22 protein-coding genes are annotated in these 25,251 nt (G+C 38.8%); 8 read left to right on the top strand and 14 right to left on the bottom strand.

Annotation, left to right across the window (positions count from 1 at the left end):
- Positions 1-3: 3 nt before the first annotated feature.
- Genes CDOM15925_RS05905 through yajC form a run of 11 tightly spaced genes read right to left on the bottom strand, consistent with a single transcriptional unit; the run spans position 4 to position 13,403 of the window.
- A complete protein-coding gene (locus CDOM15925_RS05905) occupies positions 4-810 on the bottom strand; it encodes a TIGR00282 family metallophosphoesterase (RefSeq protein WP_169942059.1) in 807 nt (268 codons plus the stop codon).
- On the bottom strand, positions 807-1,571 hold the full coding sequence (locus CDOM15925_RS05900) for an ATP-binding protein (protein WP_169942056.1): 765 nt from the start codon (positions 1,569-1,571) through the stop codon (positions 807-809). The genes CDOM15925_RS05905 and CDOM15925_RS05900 overlap by 4 nt, the downstream gene beginning before the upstream one ends.
- The gene (gene mfd / locus CDOM15925_RS05895; protein ID WP_169942054.1) at positions 1,568-4,516 is read right to left on the bottom strand and encodes a transcription-repair coupling factor; all 2,949 of its coding nucleotides are present in this window, start codon (positions 4,514-4,516) and stop codon (positions 1,568-1,570) included. The genes CDOM15925_RS05900 and mfd overlap by 4 nt, the downstream gene beginning before the upstream one ends.
- Complete coding sequence (locus CDOM15925_RS05890) at positions 4,506-5,684, bottom strand: folylpolyglutamate synthase family protein (RefSeq protein ID WP_169942052.1); 1,179 nt, start codon at positions 5,682-5,684, stop codon at positions 4,506-4,508. Before CDOM15925_RS05890 ends, mfd begins: the two co-directional genes overlap by 11 nt.
- The gene (locus CDOM15925_RS05885) at positions 5,674-7,230 is read right to left on the bottom strand and encodes a GGDEF domain-containing protein (protein ID WP_169942050.1); all 1,557 of its coding nucleotides are present in this window, start codon (positions 7,228-7,230) and stop codon (positions 5,674-5,676) included. Before CDOM15925_RS05885 ends, CDOM15925_RS05890 begins: the two co-directional genes overlap by 11 nt.
- The gene (lptE, locus tag CDOM15925_RS05880; RefSeq protein ID WP_169942048.1) at positions 7,214-7,750 is read right to left on the bottom strand and encodes an LPS assembly lipoprotein LptE; all 537 of its coding nucleotides are present in this window, start codon (positions 7,748-7,750) and stop codon (positions 7,214-7,216) included. The genes CDOM15925_RS05885 and lptE overlap by 17 nt, the downstream gene beginning before the upstream one ends.
- Before the next feature lie 2 nt (positions 7,751-7,752).
- Complete coding sequence (gene leuS, locus CDOM15925_RS05875; RefSeq protein ID WP_169942046.1) at positions 7,753-10,218, bottom strand: leucine--tRNA ligase; 2,466 nt, start codon at positions 10,216-10,218, stop codon at positions 7,753-7,755.
- A gap of 8 nt (positions 10,219-10,226) precedes the next feature.
- Positions 10,227-10,565 (bottom strand): DUF6394 family protein, encoded by a 339-nt coding sequence (locus CDOM15925_RS05870; RefSeq protein ID WP_169942044.1) that lies wholly within the window; start codon positions 10,563-10,565, stop codon positions 10,227-10,229.
- A 9-nt stretch (positions 10,566-10,574) separates the two neighbouring features.
- Positions 10,575-11,546, bottom strand: a complete 972-nt coding sequence (gene secF, locus CDOM15925_RS05865) for a protein translocase subunit SecF (RefSeq protein WP_169942042.1) — start codon at positions 11,544-11,546, stop codon at positions 10,575-10,577.
- Positions 11,547-11,548: 2 nt separating this feature from the next.
- Positions 11,549-13,129: a protein translocase subunit SecD gene (gene secD / locus CDOM15925_RS05860; RefSeq protein ID WP_169942040.1), complete on the bottom strand. Its 1,581-nt coding sequence runs from the start codon at positions 13,127-13,129 to the stop codon at positions 11,549-11,551.
- Entirely contained in the window at positions 13,122-13,403 is a 282-nt protein-coding gene (gene yajC / locus CDOM15925_RS05855; RefSeq protein ID WP_169942038.1) for a preprotein translocase subunit YajC, read from the bottom strand. Before yajC ends, secD begins: the two co-directional genes overlap by 8 nt.
- Between yajC and CDOM15925_RS05850 the strand changes: the two genes are divergently transcribed.
- Positions 13,376-14,677 (top strand): apolipoprotein N-acyltransferase, encoded by a 1,302-nt coding sequence (locus CDOM15925_RS05850; RefSeq protein WP_169942036.1) that lies wholly within the window; start codon positions 13,376-13,378, stop codon positions 14,675-14,677. The two genes, yajC and CDOM15925_RS05850, sit on opposite strands and share 28 nt — an antisense overlap.
- 12 nt (positions 14,678-14,689) lie before the next feature.
- Here the strand turns inward: CDOM15925_RS05850 and CDOM15925_RS05845 are convergent, their stop codons facing one another.
- Together CDOM15925_RS05845 and metK are read right to left on the bottom strand one after the other, a co-directional pair.
- Positions 14,690-15,289: a hypothetical protein gene (locus CDOM15925_RS05845; RefSeq protein WP_169942034.1), complete on the bottom strand. Its 600-nt coding sequence runs from the start codon at positions 15,287-15,289 to the stop codon at positions 14,690-14,692.
- Between the two features lie 135 nt (positions 15,290-15,424).
- On the bottom strand, positions 15,425-16,627 hold the full coding sequence (gene metK / locus CDOM15925_RS05840; protein ID WP_169942032.1) for a methionine adenosyltransferase: 1,203 nt from the start codon (positions 16,625-16,627) through the stop codon (positions 15,425-15,427).
- A gap of 144 nt (positions 16,628-16,771) precedes the next feature.
- On the opposite strand from metK, the gene sstT reads away from it, so the two are divergent.
- From sstT to CDOM15925_RS05825, 3 genes are all read left to right on the top strand, one after another.
- A complete protein-coding gene (gene sstT / locus CDOM15925_RS05835) occupies positions 16,772-18,028 on the top strand; it encodes a serine/threonine transporter SstT (protein ID WP_169942030.1) in 1,257 nt (418 codons plus the stop codon).
- A gap of 113 nt (positions 18,029-18,141) precedes the next feature.
- The gene (locus tag CDOM15925_RS05830; protein ID WP_169942028.1) at positions 18,142-19,860 is read left to right on the top strand and encodes a M3 family oligoendopeptidase; all 1,719 of its coding nucleotides are present in this window, start codon (positions 18,142-18,144) and stop codon (positions 19,858-19,860) included.
- The gene (locus CDOM15925_RS05825) at positions 19,854-20,297 is read left to right on the top strand and encodes a hypothetical protein (protein WP_169942026.1); all 444 of its coding nucleotides are present in this window, start codon (positions 19,854-19,856) and stop codon (positions 20,295-20,297) included. Before CDOM15925_RS05830 ends, CDOM15925_RS05825 begins: the two co-directional genes overlap by 7 nt.
- A gap of 31 nt (positions 20,298-20,328) precedes the next feature.
- Here the strand turns inward: CDOM15925_RS05825 and CDOM15925_RS05820 are convergent, their stop codons facing one another.
- The gene (locus CDOM15925_RS05820; protein WP_169942024.1) at positions 20,329-21,201 is read right to left on the bottom strand and encodes a LysR family transcriptional regulator; all 873 of its coding nucleotides are present in this window, start codon (positions 21,199-21,201) and stop codon (positions 20,329-20,331) included.
- A 182-nt stretch (positions 21,202-21,383) separates the two neighbouring features.
- Here CDOM15925_RS05820 and CDOM15925_RS05815 point away from each other — a divergent pair, with 182 nt between their 5' ends.
- Genes CDOM15925_RS05815 through CDOM15925_RS05800 form a run of 4 tightly spaced genes read left to right on the top strand, consistent with a single transcriptional unit; the run spans position 21,384 to position 25,244 of the window.
- Positions 21,384-23,462 (top strand): ATP-dependent helicase, encoded by a 2,079-nt coding sequence (locus tag CDOM15925_RS05815; RefSeq protein ID WP_169942022.1) that lies wholly within the window; start codon positions 21,384-21,386, stop codon positions 23,460-23,462.
- Positions 23,459-24,280, top strand: a complete 822-nt coding sequence (gene truB / locus CDOM15925_RS05810) for a tRNA pseudouridine(55) synthase TruB (RefSeq protein WP_169942020.1) — start codon at positions 23,459-23,461, stop codon at positions 24,278-24,280. Before CDOM15925_RS05815 ends, truB begins: the two co-directional genes overlap by 4 nt.
- Entirely contained in the window at positions 24,274-24,504 is a 231-nt protein-coding gene (gene csrA, locus CDOM15925_RS05805) for a carbon storage regulator CsrA (RefSeq protein WP_169942018.1), read from the top strand. Before truB ends, csrA begins: the two co-directional genes overlap by 7 nt.
- Positions 24,501-25,244 carry a 4-(cytidine 5'-diphospho)-2-C-methyl-D-erythritol kinase gene (locus CDOM15925_RS05800; protein WP_169942016.1) on the top strand — a complete coding sequence of 248 codons (744 nt, stop codon included), beginning with the start codon at positions 24,501-24,503 and terminating at the stop codon, positions 25,242-25,244. Before csrA ends, CDOM15925_RS05800 begins: the two co-directional genes overlap by 4 nt.
- The last annotated feature ends 7 nt before the right edge of the window (positions 25,245-25,251 follow it).

The raw sequence follows: 25,251 nt of genomic DNA, 5'->3' as shown, positions 1-25,251 counted from the left end.
AACCTATCTATGAAATTTAAGTGCGTTTTGCACCTGTATATCTTCTATGTCGTCTATGACTCTAACTTTAAAAGCGTCTATACACCTGCTCTCTTCGCACTCAAAAACTATCATTTGAAAGATCCGCCTGCACCTTTCATTTACCTTAAAAGAGTGCTTAAAGCCCGTTAAAAACGTCTTAATAGGCGCCTCTTTGTCCATACCGATAACTCCGTCAAAGGCTCCGCTTAAACCCACATCGCTTGCATAAGCGGTATGATTTAAAATTTGCAAATCATCAGTGCCAACGTGAGTATGCGTGCCAAATATCGCGCTAACTTGTCCGTTTAGATAGCCAAATATCGCATTTTTCTCACTTGTTGCCTCGGCGTGAAAATCAATGAGTATATTTTGGCTCTCGCACTCTTTTAGAGCGTTTTGCACCTCTAAAAAGGCGTTATTCGTATGGGGCATAGCGTAATGCCCCATTAAATTTATGACACTTAAACTTTTCTCGCCTCTTTTTAAATTTATCACGCCTTTGCCCGCAGTGCCTGCGAAGTGGTTATACGGACGAATGATCGGCAAGCTATCCATAAGCGAGGCGATCTCCTTTTTATCAAAGCTATGATTACCTCCCGTTATCGCGTCTATCCCGCACCCAAGGAGTTCGGCTGCGTTTTGAGCGCTTAGTCCAAAGCCCCCACTTGCATTTTCGCAGTTTGCGATGACAAAGTCAAGCTCAAATTTATCCCGCATCTTTTTAACGTTTTCAGCCACGATCTTACGACCCGCTCGCCCTACGATATCGCCTATAAATCCCGCTCTCACAAAAGCTTCTCTTTATAAGATAGATAAAACTGCTTTGCGGTTCGCCCCGACCTGCTAGCCCTAAGCGCGGAGTAGTTTTTAGCAAGCTCGTGAAGCATCTGCCTGTCGCCCGCGTAGTCTTTAAAATAAAAATCCACGATCTTAAGATACTCGGCAAAGCTTCCCTGATAAAAGCTTATCCAAAGGCCGAAGCGATCAGATAGCGAAATTTTCTCATCAACGCTTTCTGCGTAATGGATCTCGTCACTAGTTACGCTTGTGCCTTCATTGTCGCTTTTTAGCTCGCTGATTAGATGACGGCGATTTGAAGTGGCGTATATAAGCACGTTTTTAGGGGCTTTTTCTATCGAGCCTTCTAAAATCGGCTTTAAAAATTTATAGTTCGTATCTCCCGCTTCAAAGCTTAGATCATCGCAGTAAATAATAAATTTATAATTGCTTCTGCGAACCTCATCGATGATATCAACGATAAATTCAAGTTCATCGCTTCTAAGCTCTATGAGTCTTAAGCCCTCGTTATGAAATTTAGTAAAAACAGCCTTAACCAAGCTGCTCTTGCCACACCCTCTTGCTCCCCATAAGATAGCGTTGTTAGCCTCTTTGCCGTCTATGAAATTTTGCGTGTTGGCGATTAGTTGTTCTTTTTGTCTTTCCATGCCGACAAGGTTATCAAGCTCAACAAAATCAATCTCATGCACAGTCCTTAAAGCCCCTATCCTACGCCTAAAAACAGCAGCGTGACTCAAGCTCCAATCAATCATCTTGACGCCTTTCTTAGATGGATTAAAATTTCATCTATTATATCGTCATCATCTTTGCTTTTTGATTTTAAAACCGTTTTCTCGTCGTTTAAATTTGTAAGAACGATGTTTTGACCGCTGTTTGAGACAAGCTTAAAGCCAGCTTTTGCGGCTAAAATTTTAATTATTATGAGCGATAAAAACTGCTTGGTATAAATGTCAATCTTTCCGAATCTATCCTCAAGCTCACTCTCTATGGCATGCACTTCGCTTACCTCTTCACACTTGCTAAGGCGACGATAAAGCTCAAGACGAAGCCTGTCTTCACGGATAAAATCTTGATTTAAAAATGCGTTTATACTGAGCTTGAGATCAACTTTTTTACTCTTGAAATTCTCTTTATTTAAAAGCTTATTTATCTCGTCTTCAAGCATTTTAATATAAAGCGAATACCCGATAGCCTCGATATGCCCGCTTTGAGCCTCTCCGATTAAATTTCCTCCGCCTCTAATCTCTAAATCATGATAAGCAAGCACGGAACCCGAGCCTAAAAACGAATTGCTCTCAAGTGCTACAAGCCGCTTTAATGCCTCGGGCGTAAGCTCGCTTCTATCCTCAACCAAGAAATAACAATACGCCTGCTTATCGCTTCTACCCACGCGGCCTCTTAGCTGATGAAGATCCGCCATGCCGAATTTGTTTGCATTTTCTATGATTATCGTATTTACGTTTGGCAGGTGAATTCCGCTTTCAACAATGCTTGTGCAAAGCAAGATGTCGTATTCGCCGGCTTTAAATTTCATCATCTCGTCTTCTGTGGTATTTGCATCTATCTTTGAATGAAGTATGAGGATGCGCAAGTTTGGCAAAATTTTCTTAATCTGCCTTTTTGCCTGATCCATAGTGGCTATATGATTGTGGATATAAAAAATTTGCCCACCTCTTCTTAGCTCCCGCAAAATCGCCTCTTTAATCACTTTTTCGTCCCACTCCCTTACGCTCGTTCTCACGTCTAAACGAGAGCTTGGCGGAGTTTGAAGCACGCTATAACTTTTTACGTTGCTAAGCGCCATATTTAGGCTTCTTGGGATAGGTGTCGCGCTCATTGAAAGGATATGTGAGTTGCTTGAAATTTCTTTTAACTTCTCTTTTTGCTTAACGCCGAATTTATGCTCTTCATCGATGATAATAAGCCCTAAATTTAAAGCCTTCAGTCCTAAAAGCGAGTGAGTGCCGACGCAAACGCAAGCAAGTCCCTCCTCAAGCGCTCTTTTGACGGCTGATTTTTCTTTTGCCGAGCTAAATCTATCAAGTCTAAAAACTGGAATTTCAAATTTGTCAAACCTGTCTTTTAGGCTCTTAAAGTGCTGAGCCGAAAGCAACGTCGTAGGTACGAAAAATAGTGCCTGAAATCCTGATTTAACGCATTTAAATATCGCATTCATCGCGATTTCAGTCTTACCAAAGCCGACATCTCCGCTTAAAAGCCTATCCATAACCTTGCCGCTTGCAAGATCTTTTGAAATTTCGCTTGCAGCCTTTTCTTGATCAATCGTATAATCAAAGCCCGCATTTTGCAAGAAATTTAAGTATTCGGCATCATCTTTTTGTATGATTTCGGCGCGAATTAGCTCTCTTTTAGCGGCAAGTTCGATGATCTTTGAAGCGATTATGAATAGCTTTTGGCGAACCTTTTCTTTTATCTTGGCAAAGCTAGCCTTACCAAGCCTATCAAGTGCCGCTATAGAGCCGCTTTGAGCTATGTAGCGATCGATTAAATTTATATTTTCGACAGGCAAAAGAAGCTTGTCGTCGTTTTGATAAACGATAACTACGAATTCGCGCATGCTTCCTAGCACGGTTATCTTATCAAGTCCCACAAATCGACCTATACCATACTCTTCATGTACGACGTAGTCATTTATCTTTAGCTCGTCAATCACTAAACTTGCACGCTTAACGCGGCGCTTCTTTTCAAATTTATTAAGCGAAACGATGATTTCGTTACCGGAAGTTAGATTTACGACAACATCGCTTTTAATAAATTCTATATTTTTATATTCGCTTAAATTTAATGAGTTAAAAAGCCCGTCGTTTCGGGCTATGACCTTGATATTTTTATTGGCGTTAAGTTCAAAAAAGTCCTTATTAGGCGTTACGGACAGGTCTTTATAAATTTTTGCTTCAGGAATCACGGGCAAATCATGAAGTGCACTCGTATCTCTCTCAAAATCCTCGAATTTAAACTCTTTTGCAAGGACGGTCTTAAACTCCTTGGTGTAATCAACAAACCCGTCTATCGCCCAAAATCCAAGCGAATTAAGGTCATTTATCAAAGCCTCACTTTTTAGCTGCTGCGCTTTTTGGCTTGCTTTTTCAAATTCATCCTTGCTAAGCGCTGCGATAAATGGTGAAATTTCAACGCTTTCAAGTTCGGTTTTGTTTGAAATTTGAGTGCTGGTTGAGTAGTTTCTGATACTTTCTATCTCATCGTCAAAAAGCAAAATTCTATGAGGTTCGTCGCTTCCTATGCAAAATATATCAATGATATCTCCGCGCAAGCAAAACTCGCCCTCGCTCTCAACGATATCCACAGGCTCGTAACCAAAGCGCGTAAGCTCGTCAGCTAGCTCGTTTAAGTTTAACTTATCGCCAAATTTCAGAGTGATTTTTTGTAGATGTTTTTTGCCGGGAAGTTTGTTTAAGATGGTTGAAATAGGAGCTATAAGAAGCTTTTTGCCCTCAAATTCGTAAAATTTAGAAAGCTTAGCCGAAAGCTCATAAAGCTCTGCGCTAAAAGAGCGTAGATCATCGCCAAAATGCGCTCTAAAATCAGGCAAGCTAAACGGACAAACACCCGCAAATTTAACCGCATTTTCGATAAATAAAGCCTCCTTATCATCTTCACAAACGATAATCTGGGCTTCATTTGGTTTTAAAAGATACTCATATATCCTAGCTTGCATCAAACTGCCTTAAAAAGGCTTCAACTAAGAAAAATGAGCCAAAGGCCAAGTATTTCTCTTTGCTTTTTTGCGACTCCGTAAATTTTAATCCCTTAAAGTCATCATAAGCAACACCCATATCATCAAGCACTAGCTTTATCTGATTTGTCGCAAGCTCTCTTTCGGGGCTTTCGTATTCGTAGATTAAGACATCTTTTATGATAGGTTTTAACGCCTTTAAAACCGCTTTAAAATCCTTATCGGCAAATGAGTTATAGATAAGAGTTAGCTTCTTGCCTCTAAATTTTTTAGCTATAGCAAACGCCGCAAGTTCGTTGTGCCCTACGTCAACCCAGACATTTGAAGCTATCCTTTCGCATCTTCCGTGCAAATTTAACTCATCTAAATCAGATATCTCAAATTTGCCCAAAAGCGCCTTACTAGCAGCTCCTGCCAATGTCAAATTCGAAGCTAGAAACTCAGGCAGGCTAAATTTCAAGGCATATTCAGCTATGGCTTCTTTGTCGGCTTCATTTAAAATTTCACTTGCAAATTTTACCGAAGCGCTCTTTTTTTGTGCGATTTGATTTAGTATCTTAACGCTTTTTTTATCCATACTGTCGCTTAAAAGAGCTTTGGCATCATGCTCTAAGGCGTTAAATTTAGTAGTTGATATCTCTTCGATATTATTTCCAAGAACGCCGACATGATCAAGTCCGATAGGAGTGAAGATGTTAAATAGCTTCTCATAGACGTTTGTCGCATCAAGCTCGCCCCCCATCCCGGCTTCGCAGATAAAAAAATCGCATTCATGAAATAGCACCGCAGCAAGTAAGGTAGCGTATTCAAAATAGCTGGTTTTTATCTTAAATTCATCGCTTAGCATAGCTTGCAAACGCTTATGCGCAGCCTCTAAAACATCTGCAGAAACGACATCTCCGTTTAGCCAAAATCTTTCGCGAAAATCAAATATATGAGGGCTTGTGTAATGCCCCACGCTCTTGCCTTGAAGATGCAGAATTTGAGCTAAAAACCTTCCTGTTGAGCCCTTACCGTTTGTGCCTATTATATGTATTATCTTAAAGGGATTTAGGCTATCTTTTATACTTTCCCATGCACGCGGCATGCGAGTATAGTCGATCTCTTTATAAAAAAGCGGCTTTTGGCTTAAAAATTTATCAAGCTTCATTGGATTTTGGCATTACCATATTTCTGCCTGATTGTTTTGCTGCATAAAGCATCTTATCCGCCGTTTCAAGAGTGGAAGCCAGATCGTTATTTTCACTTCTTACCGCAACTCCGCAACTTATAGTTACGTTAATGCGTTCATCTTTATACATAAATTTAGAGCTTTGAATTATTTTGCGAATTTTATTTGCAAATTTAACGCTGTTTGCGGGTGGAGTTTGAGGAAGCATCACTACAAATTCCTCTCCGCCGTATCTGCCTACTATATCTATTTGGCGGGAGTATTTTCTAAGCATCTTGCCTACACTTGATATAATGACATCGCCCGCCTCATGCCCGTAAGTATCGTTAATCCTCTTAAAGTGATCGATATCAAAAAAGCATATCGAGTAATCCGTGCCAAATCTTTTATAAACCTCTTCATTGCGATCAAGCTCTTCCATAAGAGCTCTTCTAGTCGCCGTTTTGGTTAAGAAATCCTCTTTGCTCTCGGCTTTTACGTTCTCAAGTTCGCCCTCAAGTCGATTTACCCTATCTTGAAGCTCTTTGATGGTTTTTTGATTGGAGCTCATCTGATTACCAAGCTCTCTAGTCTCGCTATCAAGCATATCGGCTATGCTCATAAGCTTATTTCTAATACCCTCAAAACTATCTTGCTTTAAATTTATCTCGCTTAAGTCTCTTTTAATGCTTTGCATCTTGGTTGAGCTTATGGTGGAGCTACCCATGAGATTTGTAACGCGTATATTGATACTCTCAAGCACTTCGTTTAATGCCGAAACCTTGCTTGAAATTTCCGCCTTGTCAAGCTCTATACGCTTTTTAACAAGTTTTTGTATCTCAGTTTTTACACTCTCTTGCTCAATGGATTTCGGATCGCTTTTTAAATTTAGCTCAAAGGCGCTAATTTCACTATCCATCTGATCTGATATCGAAGGGGTTAGCATTAAAGCTATGAGAGGTATCATTTTTTGGCAGATATAAGCGCTATCGTGCGATCTCATAAGCGAGTTATCAAGATCTATGATAAGGCTTTGTATATCGTCATAGTTTTTCACGCCATAGCTATTAAGTCGGTTAAAAAACGAGTCATCATAACTCGTCAAAAACTCAAACCATTTGTCTTTAACTTTTTCTACCGTAGCCACATCAAGCTTGCGATTAAGCGCCTCTATGCTCATGTCAGATAACTTCCTAGCTTCTTTGTTATGAAGCGCGGCAGTGGCTTGGAGAATTCTTTTACTCATTAAAGATAGAGCATTGGCTAGCTTTAATGAATCATTTGAACCTGCTGCGTTTAGCCTAGCGCTAAGAAATGCAAAAAGCTCGTCTAAATTTTTAACTTTTTTGCTTTTAAGCTGCTCTTGCAAGTCTGAGTTTAGCCTTGAGATATACTTTTCAAGTTTCTGGCAATCAGGCACTACTACACCGTTTTTCTTGGCTATCTCGCAAAACGTTTCGGCATAGTTATCAGGAGTTAAGATTAAATTTCTCTCCTTCATAACTCCTATAGTATCTCTAATTATCTGATTAATCTTTGTTGACATCTTTAAATCCCTTAACGGCAAGAGTGGTTATGTATTCGTCAAAGGCTTCTTGCGAAGCGGTTCTTATAGCGTTATACTTATCTGTCTCGCTGATAACGCTATCTGCATAACGAACGTCTTTAATCTTCCTTGATATACTAAAGTCATGCTCTCCACTGGTAACTATCTTGTAGCTTTTGCCGTTTTTAAATTTCGTATCAAACTCCAAATTTAACACCGCCTTATAAAGCGAAACATACCCGTCCTCATCATAAAGAAGTGCTTGAAAATTCATAGATCTGATACTTACGTTTATGGTTGTGCCCGCATTTTTATCGTCGCTTAAATTTCTATTCAACCTTGATACGATGCCCTCTTTTACGCTATCTTTTATCCAGACGCTATTTTTAGGCTCGGATTTATCGATGAGCACATCTACATACACACTCTCATCCATTATCTCGTTAGCTATCTTTGAAACAGGCTTATATCCGCACCCGATTAAAAAAACAGCGATAAAAATTGCGGCTACAAATCTCATATCTAACCTTTTACCACCAAATTTACAAGCTTTCCTTGCACATAAATTTCTTTTACAAGCTCTTTTCCTTCAAGCCATTTAGATACGGTTTCTTTAGCCGATTTTAAAATTTCAGCTTCGCTAGCGTCGCTTAGCACTTCAACCTCGCCTCTTCTTTTACCGTTTACCGTAATGGCTAAATTTAGGCTATCTTTTTCAAACACCTCTTCTTTTATCTCAATGCTTCCGAAATTTGCTCTGTTAAATAAATTTTCGCTTAACTCGTTTGCGATATGAGGCACGATCGGCTCAAGTAAATTTAGTATGATAAAAAACGCTTCAGTAGTTACATCTTCGTTGTTTTGCGCGTTTACCGCGTTTAAAGCCTCCATGCACGCAGCTATGAGAGTATTAAAAGTAAAGCTTTGAGTATATACCTCTTGAGATTTCTTAAGCGCTTCATAGACTTTCGCGCGAGCATATTTTTCTTCTTTATTAAGCTCAGGGTGATCAATTTCAGGAATTTTAGAGCACTTTTTAACGCTTCCTGCTTTATCATAAAGCCTATTTAAAAATCTAAACGCACCTTCAACCGCGCTATCGTTCCATTCAAGCTCTTTTTGAGGAGGTGCGGCAAATAGTATAAACAGCCTTGCAGTATCGGCTCCGTAGTTTTTAATTATATCATCAGGATCTACGACATTGCCCTTACTCTTACTCATCTTTTTGCCGTCTTTTAGCACCATTCCTTGAGTAAGCAGCCTCTCAAAAGGCTCATCATCACGCAAATACCCAAGATCTCTAAGCGCCTTTTGGAAAAATCTCGCATATAAAAGATGCAGTATCGCATGCTCTATCCCGCCGATATACTGATCGACGTTCATCCAGTAATTTACGCTCTTTTCATCAAAGGCTTTTTCATTCCAAGTCTTATGATCGCTTGCATATCTGGCGAAATACCAGCTACTCTCAAAAAACGTATCCATAGTATCGGTCTCACGAATTGCATCGCTGCCGCATTTTGGACACTTGGTATGTTTCCAGCTTGGATGTTTATCAAGAGGATTGCCTTCACCCGTTATCTCAACATCATCAGGCAGAGTAACAGGCAGATTTTTTATATCTTCGCAAACTACCCCACACTTATTACAATGAATCATAGGAATAGGCGCACCCCAATATCTTTGGCGAGAAATTCCCCAGTCGCGAATTTTAAAATTTACAACTCTTTTTCCGATCTTTTCGCTTTCAAATTTTTCTATGATCTTAAGCTTTGCTTCTTCATTATTTAGCCCATTTATAAGTGGCGAATTTATACAAATTCCGCTTTCGGTAAATGCTTTTGAACTATCCATTTCTCCGTCAATAGGTCTAATCACTTGCTTGATAGGCAGGTTAAATTTACTAGCGAATTCAAAATCCCTCTCATCATGCGCAGGAACCGCCATAACGGCCCCGCTTCCATAGTCAGCCAAAACAAAATTCGCCACCCAAACAGGCACTTTATCGCCCGTTAAAGGATGAGTTACGTAAATTCCTAAAAATACACCGTCTTTTTCGCTTGCTTGGCGCTCTCTTGGGCTTTGATTTAGCATAGCTTTTATTTTCTCATTTGCCTCATCGCTTAAATTTCTACTCTCAAGCAGCTTTTTAACTATCTTGTGCTCAGGAGCAAGTGCAGTATAGCTAACTCCGTAAATCGTATCAGGACGAGTAGTAAAAACCTCAAATCCTTGAATTTCTCCACCCAAAAGCTCTTTTGAAGCCTCATCGAGGCTAAATTTAAACTCTAGACCAAAGCTCTTTCCGATCCAGTTTTCCTGCATGGTGATTACTTGATTTGGCCACTTGTCTTTTAGTTTTTCAAGATCGGCCAAAAGCTCCTCGGCATAATCGGTTATCTTTAGATAATACCCCGGCAACTCACGCTGGATCACGCTATTTCCGCATCTCCAGCAGCAGCCATCCTCAACCTGCTCGTTTGCAAGAACGGTTTGATCGTGCTCGCACCAATTCACCACGGCATTCTTGCGGTAAACAAGTCCCTTTTCATACATTTTGATGAAAAATTCCTGCTCGTATTTGGTGTAAAGCGGATCAGACGAGGCAAATTCACGGTTTTTAGAAAATGAAAATCCAAGAGAGTGAAGCTCTTTTCTCATATAATCGATATTTTCATAAGTCCAAATTTTAGGATGAATTTTATGCTGTATAGCCGCATTTTCAGCAGGCATGCCAAAGCTGTCAAATCCTATCGGATGAAGCACGTTATAGCCTTGCTTTCTGTAATATCTTGCCAGTACATCGCCTATTGAGTAGTTTCTTACGTGCCCCATGTGGATACGTCCGCTTGGGTATGGAAACATGCTTAATATATATTTTTTAGGCAAGCTATAATCATCTTTTGGCTCAAATTCTTCATCTTTTAACCAAATTTCTTGCCATTTTTTCTCAATTTTTAAGGCGTCATACTTCAAATTTTCAGCCATTTTATCTCCTAAAATTCTTCTTGAGTCTTACTTGCTTCAACCAAAACAAGCGAAAGTGAAAAAAAGTTTGCGATAGCAGCGCCGATTGCAAGCGAATAAACAACGGTCATATTTCCTGTTGTTTGAAGCACTACAAACGCAGGTATAAGGTGCAAATCAGCCACAAGCGAACTAGCGAACAGCTCGGCCGATAAGACATTTTTTACACCAATTTTAAGCAGTGTAGAGACTAAATTTACGCTTGCCGCTACAAATAGCGCTATCTCGTTTTTATCATACAAAAAGCCCGCCGTAGTCGTTAGACTCATCAGCGCGAAAAATATATAAACAACTTTTCCCCAGTTCATAAATCCTCCTTACACAACGCCTTTTTCAAACATAGCCCTATGTCGCTCTCGCTCTTTTCTTGCTTTCATCTTTTCAGCCTCTTTGGCTCTATAGTTATCTACGCTAAATTTAAACCAAAGAAGTATCGGAGAAGCGATGTAAATAGAGCTGATAGTACCTGCTAAAATTCCCACTATAAGCGCTAAGGCAAAGCCGTTTATCATGTCGCCGCCATAAAGGAATAATATAACAACGACAACCAAAGTCGTTCCTGAGGTTAATATAGTCCTTGAAAGAGTTGCGGAAACCGATTCGTTGATGATAACGTCAAGATCGGAGTTCTTGCTGGTTTGAATACCCTCTCTAATGCGGTCAAATATGATAATAGTATCATTTAGCGAATATCCGACTACCGTAAGAATAGCCGCAAGAGTGTCTAAATTCACATCTATGCCAAAAAGACTAATGGCTCCAAGAGTAATTACAACGTCGTGAATTTCAGAAGCGATAGCCGCCATGGCAAATCTCCACTCAAACCTAAACGCTATATATAGTAAAATTCCCACAAGAGATATGCCGATAGCCATCATTCCCTTTTGTCTAAGCTCGCTTCCTACCTTTGGTCCTACGACATCTACACGGCGAATTTCAAACTTGCCCGTATCTTTAATAAGCTCGCCTACACTAGCGCCCACGTCGCTTCCGATACTTGAATTTGAAGACGAAAATCTAATAACAACTTCGCTATCAGAGCCAAATTCGGTAACCGAAGCGTTTTTAAACGTCTCATCGGTAGCAAGTGCCGCCCTAATCTTATCAAGAGGCGCTTTGTCTTCATATTTTACTTGTATAAGCGTTCCGCCGGAAAAATCAATACCGTAGTTTAGCCCCTTGGTAACAAGCAAAAAAATCGAACCAAAAAACAAGATAGCGGAAAACGCAAGAGCAATATAACGCTTGCCCATAAAATCATATACATGTGCTTTTGAAAAAATTTGCATTATTATCCTCTCTTGTAACCAAACCAAATTTGCGTATTGCCGCTTTTTTCTATCCTGTTCATAAGCGCGTCAAACATTCCGCGAGTGCCGAGTATGGCGGTAAGCATGGAAGCTAGGATACCTATACTCATAGTTACGGCAAACCCCTTAACGGGACCCGTGCCGTATGCGTAAAGAACTGCGGATGTTATTAGGGTGGTTAAATTTGCGTCTATTATCGCACTCATGGCATTTTCATAGCCCTTTTTGACGCTTGCCGCTATACCGTGTCCGTCTCGTAAAAATTCCCTTATACGCTCGTTTATAATTACGTTTGCGTCAACCGCCATACCTATGGTTAAAACCACGCCCGCCATACCAGGCAGAGTTAAAGTGGCACCAAACATCGCCATAACAGCAACAAGTATCAAGATATTTGCAATAAGAGCAAAATTTGCCAAAATTCCCGCAAATCCGTAATAAACTATCATAAATAACACTACAAGCACTCCTGCGCTTGCAAGAGCCGTCATACTTTGGTTTATACTATCAGCGCCCAAACTTGGCCCGATGCTCCTTTTTTCAAGCATCTTTACGGGAGCTAAAAGCGCACCGCTTCTAAGCGCGATAGCTACGTCATGAGCTTCTTCTACGCTAAATCCGCCGCTTATCTGTCCGTTTCCACCGCCTATGCGCTCATTTATGACAGGTGCGGAATAAACCTTGCCGTCAAGCACTATAGCAAGACGCTTGCCGACATTTGCGCCCGTAAAATCACCAAAAATTCTAGCACCTTCGGCATTTAGCGTAAAGCTAATAACGGGAGCGTTAGTGCGCTGATCAAAAGTCACTCTGGCGTCAGTTAGCATAGAACCGTCAAGAACGGGGATATTTTTTACTACGTATTTTTGTTGCTCATTTTTAACGTCAGGATAAACTATACTGCCGTAGCTTTCAGCCTCTACAGCACTTAGAGTATTTGCTTGAGGTTGTCTTTTCTCATCAAGAGCCATCAGTTGCAAATGCGCGGCTTTTGCGATTAGCTCTCTAGCGCGCTGCTCGTCGGCTTGTGTTTTTACGCCCGGAAGCTCTACAAGTATCTTTTCTTCGCCTTGTCTTGCCACGGTAGGTTCTGCCAAACCAAACTGATCAAGCCTGTTTCTTATGGTTTCAACAGCTTGATTTATGGCATACTCTATCGTTTCAGCCTTTTCGCTATCACTTAGCCTTATGGTGTATTTGAGGGCTTCTTTGGTTACATCAAGCCCTTTTATTTCCTTAAGCATGTCATCTATCTTGCGCTGATCATCGCTATCTAAAAGCTCGAAATTTACATAATCTTGACGAATTTTAAAATTATCTATCAGGATATCTTCTTTGCCTGCGTAGTAGTTAATGCTTGAAGCGATTGATTTTACCTTAGAGTGTATCGCCTCCTCGGTCTCTACGCCAAGTAGCATATGAAGTCCGCCCTGAAGATCAAGCCCGAGGCTAATCTTAGCTCCGCCCATATCCTTAAAAAACGAAGGTGCGGAAAAGCCTATACCTAAAACCAAAGCGATGATAAATATAACGAGCCTATACGTTACCTTTGCGCTACGCATTGACTTTAGTCTCGATTTTTCTAGCGACAAACTCGCGTCCTATGCGCACTATTACATCGTCATTAAGTTTAACTTTGATAAAATCGTCTTCAGGTTTTATGACTTCGCAATAAAGTCCGCCCGCAGTGATGATCTTATCGCCCTTTTCTAGGGCTGCAAGCATCTTTTGATGCTCTTTTTGCTGTTTTTGCTGCGGTCTGATAACCAAAAAGTAAAAAATCGCGAAAAGCACGATCAGAGGTAGTAATGAAGCTAAAAAATTGCCTTCTTGCATTGTATTCCTTAGTAAAAAATTTTTTAATCAAATATTTTAGCACTAAAATTATAAGAAAAGCCTTTTTTAGTGCATTTTTGATATCAAATTTTATATTTCTTTCGCTTTTTGATTCTGAAGTGCTAAATTTCATCTCGCCGTTTCTTGCTATTTTAGGCTTTTACCTACTTTTTAACTTTAATCTCTATGAGTTTTTTACGACAGGATTTTTCGTAGGAATTTTGTGGTTTTATTGGATCAGTTTTAGCCTTATTTATTACGACTTTGGCTACCTAATCCCGATTGAAATTTTATTTATCGGCATCGTATATGGAGTTATGTTTTTTATCGCAGGAATTCCTACTCAAATTTGGCTTAAAGCGATCTTACTTATTTTAATTTCAAATTTGCATCCTTTTAATTTTAACTGGCTAAATTTTGAGGCGATATTTGTTGTTGGAATTTTTAAGCCGAATTTATACGGGTTTGTTTTTGTATTTGCTGCGATTTTATCGCTGTTTTATATAAAAACCAAGCTTAAATTTTTAGCTTTCATCACGCTTTTACTTTTTGCCGTTCAGTATGATGATGCTAAAGCTAAAATTTTACCTTTTGAAGTAGCTCTTACAACCACAAGCGTCCCTCAAGCTCTAAAATGGGAAAAATCACTTAAAAACGAGTTTATAAATGAAAATTTAAAGATGATAGATGAGGCGATAAATGAGGGCAAAAGAGCCATAATCATGCCTGAAAGCGTATTTCCGACATTTATGACGCAGGAGCGAAATTTAACTGCCGAGCTTAAAGAGAAATCTCAAAAAATCGCTATCATCACAGGCGCTCTTGCTTACGAAAATTCTCAAAGCTACAACTCTACTTTTTTCTTTGATAAAGGCGAAATGAAGCGCTTTGATAAGCTTGTGCTAGTACCCTTCGGCGAAGAAATTCCGCTTCCAAATTTTATGAAAAATTTGATAAATAAGCTGTTTTTTGACGGTAGTAAGGATTTTAAAACCGCAAATTCGGTTAGCGATTATGAGATAGACGGAGTTAAAATTCGCAACGCGATTTGCTATGAAGCTACGCGAGACGAACTGTTTAAGGGCGAATTTGACGTGATGATAGCTATCACAAACAACGGCTGGTTCGTGCCTTCAACGGAGCCAAATTTACAACGCCTTTTGCTTAAATACTACTCAACCAAATACAACAAAACGATTTATCACAGCGTAAATGGCTCGCCATCTGAGATAATCACGCCAAAACGCGGCTTGTTCGATAAATTTTTTAAGTAATTTTTACTAAATTCAGGCGTTATTACTCTTGTGAAAAAGTAGCTGAATTTGCAATGCTACGTAAAGTATACAAGCTGCCACAATAGCTAAAAATATAAGATCAAACATCATCTGCCAAAACAGCTCACCGGGAAACTTCAAAATCCATTCGTATCCGGGCGAGTTTCTTGGCTTACGATATCCGATATCATAACCCGTAAAATCCCTATTTGTCAAAAAACAAACCCACAAAATACAAAAAAATGAAATAAAAACTCTTACTACGGGATTTTCTTTTCTTACTTCTTTTATCGCGCAAGCTTTATTTTCTTTACTGCCACACAGCAAACAAGCCGCAACGAAACCCGTAAGCGTGACAACTTTCACGATCCCCATATAAGCGATATAAAATGCAGCTTTTTGCGTAAAATCAGTATGAGTAAAGGCGCGCTTGACGGCGGGATAAATTTCAAGCATAGCCTCCACAAACCAAAACGCAAGAGACGAGTGCGACAGCACGTCAAAAGGCAGAATAAAAATGCCTAGCGCCAAAAGAAAATAAAAAATGCAAAGTCCAAGTAAAACGAGTCCAAGCGTCTTGCTTTTGCCGTTTTGATTTATCGCCGTTTGCATTTTTAAATCTCTTTAAATTTTGCCGCGTGGTTTTTGAGGTAAAATTTAAGATGCAAAGCTAGGCAAATTCTCATACAAAGCCTTAAATTTTGAGAGCAAATTAAGCCCGCGTTAAATTTAGCGGGCTTGCGAAAATTATTTAATCAAAGCCTTAAACGTATCTATCGCGTCAAGTTTCTCCCAAGGATACTTAGCGTTTCCGACCTGTCCTTTTGCAGCTACCTTTGCGTATAAAAACGTATCTTTGCCGGGTTTGTCAAGTCCGAATTTATCCTTTATCCAGCGTGGAGTCAAAGAGAAATTTTCGCTTACAAAAGCAGATAATTTATCGTCATTTACGCCTTCTATATGGGTTCCCATAGTATCTACGCTAACTGAAGTAGGCTTAGCAACTCCGATAGCGTAGCTTAGCTGCACTATGCACTTTTTAGCAAGTCCTGCAGCAACGATATTTTTAGCTATCCATCTAGCGGCATACAGTCCGCTACGATCAACTTTCGTATAGTCTTTTGAGCTCTGAGCGCCGCCTCCTATCGGAGCGTATCCGCCAAAGCTATCTACGATAAGCTTTCTACCTGTTAAGCCGCTATCGTGAAGCGAGCTGTGATTTACGTATCTGCCTGTAGGATTTATATAAATAAGTGTCTTTTCTTTTTTATAAAGCTCTTTTGGTAAATTTGAGCCGTCTATAAGTTCTTGTACAAGAGCTCTAAGCTCTTCTATTTTCATTGTCTCTACGCAAGGAGCCGAAACCACTATGGTATGTATGCTTTCGGGCTTACAATTTTCAAAGTTATCCTTGGTGCCGTAATCAATAGTAACCTGAGTTTTGATATCAACTCCGAGCTTGTCGGGATTTGCCTTGGCAAATTTATACACCTTATCGCAAAGCATTCTTGCGTAAGTAATAGCTGCAGGCATGTATTCGCTCGCTTCGCAACTTGCAAAACCAAACATTATGCCCTGATCGCCTGCCCCTATCTCGCCGCTAGCTTGATCTACGCCTTGATTAATATCGCTACTTTGCTGATTAATGCAAACCTTAACTTCGATATCATCAGGGTGCAAACACTGCTCTTTAGTGAAATTTGACTTGCCGTCATACCCTATTTTAGCAAGCGCATGTTTGACTATGGCTTCATAATCCTTAAAACTTAATTTTACTTTCGAATTTATCTCTCCGCCGATTATTACATTTTTGCCCGCTACAAAAACCTCGCTTGCGACTCTTCCGTTTGGATCTTGAGTCAAGATGGTATCCACGATGCTATCTGCTATGATATCTGCGCATTTATCAGGATGCCCCGGGCTTACGACTTCAGATGTAAATAGATACATATTTTTCCTTAAAATGGGTATTTTTAAAACTTTGAAATTGTAACATTTCAAAATAAAATCCATATTAATCGCTTAGAATTTGTTTAAAATTTCAGGTTTGTTTGCTATACTAGGCTTTTTCAAATTTAAATTTAAGGTAAATACATGAGTGCAGTTTGCAATATGGCAAGAAAATTTGCCGACGGAAACCTAATCGTTCAAATTCTAATCGGAATTCTTCTGGGCGCCGTTATAGGCTTTTGGGGTAATGCCCAAGTTGTTTCAGGCGGTGAATCTGCCGAACTTGCTAATAAAATCGTAAATTCCATCTCGATACTTGGAAACTTGTTTGTCGGCGCTTTAAAAGCAGTTGCTCCTATCTTGATCTTCGTTCTTGTTGCAACTTCGATAATTACCAAAGACTTTGGCAATGCAAAAGGCATGCAAAAAGTCGTTGTTTTATATCTTGTTAGTACATTTTTAGCAGCTTGCGTTGCGGTTGCGGCTAGTTTTCTTTTCCCTGTTGAACTTGTGCTAAAAGGAGTTGAGAGTGCTGCCATGAGCGCACCTCAAAACGTAGTTGATGTCTTAAAAGATCTTATGTTTAAGATAGTTCAAAACCCTCTTCAAGCTATAGCTACGGGTAACTATATAGGAATCATCGCTTGGGCTGTTGGCGGCGGTATAGCTATGAGAGGATGCTCGGCGGAGACTAAAAAAGTATTTTCAGACGTAAGCGAGGGGGTTACTAAGATAGTAAGATTCGTTATTCGTCTAGCACCTTTTGGAATCTTCGGACTTGTTGCTATCAGCATACACGAAACAGGATTTGAGGCTCTTAAAGGCTACTTCAAGCTAATCGCCGTTCTAGTAGGAGCAATGCTTGTGGTTGCGTTTATCGTTAATCCAATTATAGCTTTTGTGGTAATCAAGAAAAATCCTTTCCCTCTTATCATGACTTGCATCAAAGAAAGTGCCGTAACAGCGTTTTTCACAAGAAGCTCGGCTGCAAACATCCCTGTAAATATCGCACTTTGCAAAAAGCTTGGTCTTAAAGAGGAGCTTTACTCTATCTCTATACCGCTTGGAGCTACTATAAATATGGCCGGAGCTGCCGTTACTATAAGTATCCTTGCGCTTGCTGCCGTTAATTCAATCCCTGAGATAACGGTAACATTCGGAGACGCCTTACTTCTTAGCTTTATTTCGGCTATCGGAGCTTGCGGAGCTTCTGGTGTTGCAGGAGGATCGCTTCTTCTTGTGCCTCTTGCTTGCGCACTTTTTGGAATTTCAAACGATATCGCGATGCAAGTAGTTGCTATAGGATTTATCATCGGAGTTATACAAGACTCGGTTGAAACTGCGGTAAATAGCTCTTCTGACGTTGTATTTACGGCTATCGCTTCAGAGACTACAGAATAAATCTTTAATAAATTTAGCGTCTTTTTGGCGCTAAATTTCCTCTTTTAACTATAACTTTTATAAATTTAAGACAAATTTTGTGTAAAATACTCTAAAAATTTTAAGGAAAATATATGACGAGTTGGGATCTAAAACCTCTTTTTAAGGATGAAAAAGAGCTTGAAAAATCAGCATTAAACTTAAAAAAAGAGTGTGAAAAATTTGAAAAAACTTATTCGGATAAATTTGCAAATTTAAACACAAATGAATTTTTAAAGGCGTTTAGCGAGTATGAAAAACTGCTTGCTAAAATTTCAAAAGTTATGACTTATGCCTTTTTGGTATTTGCTAAAGACACTTCAAAAGGAGCGTTTTACGCTAAATTTGAAGAGATTGCCACAAAGGCTCAAGAAAATTTGCTCTTTTTTGAGATCAAATTTAACGAATTTGAAGATGAAAAACAAAAAGAGATCATAAAGGCTTCAAAAACCCATGGATACTATTTAAGCAATCTCGCTAAGTCAAAGGCTCATCAGCTGAGCTTAAAAGAAGAGCAGGTCTTGCTTCGCACTGCAAATACCGGAAGAGATGGGTTTGCAAGGCTATTTGACGAAACAATGAGTAATCTTAAATTTAAATTCAAAAATGAGCTTTTAAGCGAAGAGCAAATTTTAAGCAAGCTTCACGATAAAGATAGAAGCGTGCGAAAGCTTGCGGCAAAATCATTAAGCTATACGCTAGCTAAAAATCAACATTTGCTCGGATACATATATAATATGATAAAAACTAGCCTAAAAACAAGCTGCGAACTACGCAAATACAAAAGCGCCGAAGAGCCAAGGCACGAAAGCAACCAGATCACAAAGCAAAGCGTAGATGCGCTCATAAAAACAGCTGAGAAAAATTTTAATTTAGTTAGTAAATTTTATGAGAAGAAGCGTAAAATTTTAGGCTATAAAAAGCTTTATGATTACGATAGATACGCACCTCTTGAAGGAGACGGCGAGTATAAATTCGACAAATGCAAGCAGATAGTTTTAAAAGCGTTTAACGACTTCAGCCCCGAATTTGCAAATATAGCCAAAAGAGCGTTTGAAGAAGGCTGGTGCGATGTCTATCCTACGCCAAACAAGCGCGGAGGAGCATTTAGCCACTCGGGCTCAAGCGACGCTCATCCTTATGTGTTGCTAAACCACACGGACGGCAGAAGAGATCTGTTTACCTTGGCTCACGAGCTGGGCCATGCGATACATCAGCATTTATCTTACAAGGTAGGTTACTTAAATTCGGATACGCCGCTTACTACCGCTGAGACCGCATCGGTATTTTGCGAGATGCTTGTGTTTGACTACATCAAGAAAGATTTAAGCGATAAAGACAAAATTTCACTTCTGGCAGGAAAGATAGAAGATATATTTGCCACGCTTTATCGCCAGATAAATTTTACTACCTTTGAGCGCAGAGTTCATGCGTATGAAGGTGAAATTTCACTTGAGGAGCTAAACAAAATTTGGCTTGAAGAGAGCAAAAAGATGTTTGGCAAAAGCGTTACCTTAAATGATTATTATAAAATTTGGTGGAGCTATATACCACACTTCATACACTCGCCTTTTTATTGCTATGCCTACTCTTATGCGCAGCTTTTAGTTCTTGCGATATTTGGGCTTTACAAAAGCGGAAAATGTAAAAATTTCGTGGAAATTTATACTGAATTTTTAAGTCTTGGCGGAAGTATGAGCCCAAAAGATATGGTTGCAAAATTTGGCTTTGATATAGAGAGCGAGAAATTTTGGGATATCGGTATAAAAGAGGTTAAGAAGCTTGTTGATGAATTTGAGGAGTTAAAATGCTAGAGGATATCTTAGACGACGAGAAATTCGGACTGCTTATGAAAATGCACGTTTATGAGTGCATTGATTATCTTTTGCAAAACGATCAGCCGTTTTCCGTGATGACGAATTTGGATTTGGTTAAATTTAATCCCGAGCTACCCACAGAGATAAGCTCTGCGTTTAGGCCTCCGGTGATAGTTTTTACACTTGACGGATATACGTTTCAAAGTGCAAAACTTAGTGGGGATGAGCTTAGCTTTGAAGCTGGTTTTGGGGCGGATAATTTCGCCTCTTTCGTTAGTTTTCCGCTTGGCGCGATAGTTCAAATTTTGGTTGAAAACAGCCCGATTTTAATAAATTTTGCAATTCATAAAGAAAAAGAAAACAAAAACAAAACGGAAAAATCCATGTCAATGTTCATGTCAAATCCAAAAAATAGAGAGCTTTTCAAGAAATAAATCCGTTGCAAAACGGATTTATTATTAAATTTTAAAATTGAAACCCATCTTTAATCTTTATAAAGTTATTTAAGACATCTTCATTTTCTTTAAGAGCAGCAGCATAAACCGTTCTTACAAGCTTTATCTTATTCATTTTAATTTCAAACAGCTTTCCGCTTTTAATATGCTCCTCAACCAAAAATCTTGGTACAAACGTTACATAGTCATCTGCAAAGTTGTTTAGTATCGCTCGTTGAACCATTATCGAGCCGTCAAGCAAATAAGCGCTTTTCAAATCAGCGTAATTAATACCGTATTTGCTAAAAAAGTCGTTTAGATAAGACTTGGTTCTATCTTTAATAAATTTAAATTTATAAAGCTCCTCAAGCTTAACGCTATCTACGAGTTTTTTGTTTGAAACCAAGATAATTTCGTAGTCAAAGAGCTTTTTAGTAATCAAATTCTCATCAAGCGACTGCTCCAAGATGATACAGATATCGCTTCTTCTGTCTTTTAAATGTGCGATCAGTTCGTTTTGTTCTTTTATCCTTATATCAAGCTCGGCGTCAATCACTTCTGAAATTTTATCAAGCATAAGCGGTATAAAAGTCTCGCCTATGAGCTGTGTAGTTGAGATAACAAGAGGCGCTTTATCGTTTTTGATATGAGAAATTTCATCCTTAAACCTAAACATTGCGTTTTCAAAGCGAAGACAGAGTTTGTAAAATTTCTCACCCTCTCTGGTTAAGATTATGCCGTTTTTCTTACGCATTATAAGAGTTACTTTTAAGATTTCCTCAAGCTTTTTGATCTGTAAAGTAACTGCCGGTTGAGAGATACCAAGGGATTTTGAAGCTTTTGAAAAGCTTCTTTCTTTAACTATCTCCATGAAAGTGTAAATTTTACTAAAATCATTAATCATACTCTTGTTCTCTTTTCTTTTTTTAAGATAACATAATATTATTAAGAAAAATTATAATATCACGCATCGAATAATTATAGTAATAAATACTAAAATTACACTGAAATAGATATTAAAAACGCTGATTTTTAAGGTTGTTGTGTTACAATCTAAATACACTAAATATATTTCTTGGAAATTTAATGGAAAAATTTTTAAAATCTTTAAATGATAAACAAAGAGAAGCGGCAACTCATTTAGACGGCGCCATGCTTATACTTGCAGGCGCAGGAAGCGGCAAAACAAAAACGATAACCACTCGCCTTGCCTATCTTATAAGCGAAGTGGGTATAGATCCTGCAAATACCCTTACTCTTACTTTTACAAACAAAGCCGCAAATGAAATGCGAACAAGAGCCATAAATATGCTTGGCGAAAACAGTAAAAATTTAACTCCCCTGCTTTGCACCTTTCATAAATTCGGGCTTTTGTTCTTAAAATTTTATATAGACAATCTCAACCGCAAAAATAGCTTCGTAATAATTGATACCGATGATAAAAAAAGAATTTTAAAAAGCTTTGAAAGCCAAATTCCAACCCCTGCCCTATCAAGCGAAATTTCAAATTTTAAAAACTCTCTTTTAAGCGTTGAGGATGTATTTGCAAATTTAAGCCTTTATAGCGACACGTCCAAAAACAAAGACAGGTACTATCTTAAGATCGCAAATTCATACAAACAATACGAAGAGTATCTAAGCTCAAATAATCTTGTTGATTTTGATGATTTGCTCTGCCTAACTTATAAAATTTTAGATCAAAACGAAGGCTTGGCTGACGAAATTTCCAAAAGATACCGCTATATAATGGTAGATGAGTACCAAGATACAAACGATTTGCAGTATAAGCTACTTCGCAAGTTGTGCAAGACTCACGAGAATATCTGCGTAGTAGGCGATGACGATCAAAGCATCTATGGTTGGCGAGGCGCAAAGATAGAAAATATCTTAAATTTCAAAGATCAATTTAAAAACACGAAAATAGTAAGACTAGAGCACAACTACCGCTCCACAAGTGCGATTTTAAAAGCTGCAAACAAGCTCATAGATCACAATAGAAACCGCCTCGGCAAGAAGCTTGTAAGCACCAAAGAAGCAGGCGAAGAGATAGTGTTTCTGGAATCAAACGATGAGAGTATGGAAGCTAGCAAGATAGCAAAGCATATAAAAGATCTCTTAAATAAAGGCGTAGATGCAAGCGATATAGCTGTTTTATACCGCATAAACGCCCTTTCTCGCTCGCTTGAAGAGGGTCTTAATAAAGAAAAAATCCCTTATAAAATGGTCGGCGGAGTGAAATTTTATGAAAGAGCCGAAGTTAAAGACGTCATCAGCTACCTAAGGCTTATCACAAATGAAAACGATGATTTTTCAATCAAGCGTATCATAAATCGCCCTAAACGAGGACTTGGCAAAGTAAGTCTAGCCAAAATAGAAAAGATAGCCTACGAAAACAAAATTTCCATTTTTGAAGCGATTTTAAATTTAGATGAAAAAGATGAAGCGTTTAGCAAAAAAATCATATCCTCACTTAACGAATTTGTCCTAAATTTAAAAGATCTGAAAGAGTGCGACTCTTTATATGAGCTCATAGATAAGCTTGAGGCGAAATTCGGTATCAAAAAATACTACGAAAGCCTGCCTGACGGAGCTGAAAGAGTAGCAAACATCGATGAATTTTATGCGATGATAAAAGATCAGATAAAGCAAAATCCAAATTTCGAGCTTGAAGAGTTTTTAAACGAACTAACTCTTCAAAGCGAGCAAGACGGCATAAGCGAAGACGCCATATCAATCATGAGCATACACGCAAGCAAAGGGCTTGAATTTGATCATCTTTTCGTAATCGGTCTCGAGGAGGGATTTTTCCCGCTAATCGGCGAAGGAAGCGACATAGAAGAGGAGCGAAGACTGGCTTATGTAGCCATAACAAGAGCCAAAAAAACGCTCACGCTAAGCTGCGTAAATTCAAGATTTTACAAAGGGCAGCGCACAAGGCTTGAAAGAAGCAGGTTTTTAAACGAAGCGGGTGTATGCTCCGGAAGCATTATAATCCAAACGCAAACTTCAAACGAATACAAAAAAGGCGATTTGGTAAAACATAAAATTTTCGGTATAGGTCGTGTTACCGGCGTTAGTAAAGTCAAAAAAGAGCTCAAACTCAGCATAAATTTCGGCGGCATAGAGCGTGATATAATGTCAAGCTTCGTTGAAAAAGTCGTATGAACGCGATTTTTGTTGCAAATAAACCCATAGGAGTTAGTTCCAACCGCTTTTTAACACGCTTAAAGCGTAAATACGGCGTGAAAAAGGCAGGGTTTTCAGGTACTCTTGATCCTTTTGCAAGCGGGTGTCTTTTAGTAGCGCTCGGAAGCTATACTAGATTTTTTAACTACATAAATAAAACGCCAAAAGTTTACATAGCTACCATTTGGTTTGGAGCGCAAAGCGAGAGTCTGGATAATGAAAATATAAGCGAAGTAAAAAACGTAAAAGAGCTAAATTTAAGCGATATAAAGCGAATTTTAAGCGATTTAACGGGAGAGATAGCTTACACTCCTCCAAAATTTAGCGCAAAACATATAAATGGCACAAGAGCCTATAAACTAGCTCGCGAAGGAGTGGAATTTAAGCTTAAAGAGCAGATCATGAGAGTATATGAAGCTCAAATTTTAAGCTATATGCATCCGTTTTTAACAGTAAAGCTAAGTGTAAATGAGGGCTCATACATCCGCTCTTACGCGCAAATTTTGGCCTCAAAACTAGGCGAAGTAGCTACACTTAGCGCGCTTCATAGAGTAAGCGAAGGTGGGCTAAAATTTGAAAACGAAAAATTCCTCAATCCTCTTGAAATTTTAAACCTACCGCGCAACGAATACCTAGGCGATACAAGAGACTTAATGGACGGCAAGAAGCTAAGCGTGGCAGATTTCAAAGAGAGAGAAAATAAAATATATTTAATATCTTTTGATAAATTTTTAAGCATCATTGAGATAAAAGATCAAACGGTTACGTACCGATTAAACAAGGCTACACTATGCTAATACTTTCAAGGAAAGAAGATGAGAGCATACTTCTTGGTAAGGATATCAAGATCACGGTCGTTGGCATATCAAAAAGCGGCGTTAAGCTTGGTATAGAGGCTCCTAAAAATATGATTATACTACGCTCCGAGCTTGCTCAGGAGGTTGCAAACAAAAATAAAGAGGCTATAAATTTAGCCGATGATGCAAGTCTAAGCGAGCTTAGTAAAAAAATACAAAAATGAAAAGCTTTGCAAAGATAAATATCTTTTTAAAAGTTGTCGGAACCAGAGGAAACTATCATGAGATAGTTTCTAGGTTTGTGCTTTGGCGCAGGCTTTTTGACGAGATAAATTTCGTTCGCTCGGACAAATTTAGTGTAGAGTGCAATAATCAAAACATAAAAAACAATATAGTCTTAAAAGCAAAAGAAGCACTTGAAAACGCAGGCTTTAAAGACGAGCTTAATGAATTCTTTAGCTCGCATAAAATAATCATCAATAAAAACATCCCGATAGGCGCAGGACTTGGCGGCGGAAGCAGTAACGCAGCGACATTTTTAAAGATGACAAACGAGGAGCTAAATTTAAAAATTCCTCGCGAAAAACTTTACAAGATAGCCGAGCAAATCGGAGCTGACGTAGCGTTTTTCGTAAGCGACTTTGAGGCTGCAAACGTAAGCGGTATAGGCGAAGTGATAGAGGAATTTAAAGATGAAATTCCAAGCTTAGAGCTATTTACTCCTGAAATTTTCGCTTCAACACCTGCGGTTTATAGCGAATTTAGAACAAATTTTATAAACAAGATAGACGCAAATTTAGCAAACAAAATGTCAAATTTGACTAGCGAGCAACTGCTTGCAAGCTATAAAAACAGCGAACTAAACGATCTTTATGCGCCATGCTTTAAGCTTTATCCGCAAATGCAAAAATACAAAGATATGTTTTTAAGCGGAAGCGGAAGCAGCGTGTTTTGTTTGAAATGAGAGAAAA

Source organism: Campylobacter sp. RM15925 (assembly GCF_012978775.1).
Taxonomy (GTDB): Bacteria; Campylobacterota; Campylobacteria; order Campylobacterales; family Campylobacteraceae; genus Campylobacter_A; species Campylobacter_A canis.
This window is presented reverse-complemented; position numbering and strand designations above follow the sequence as displayed.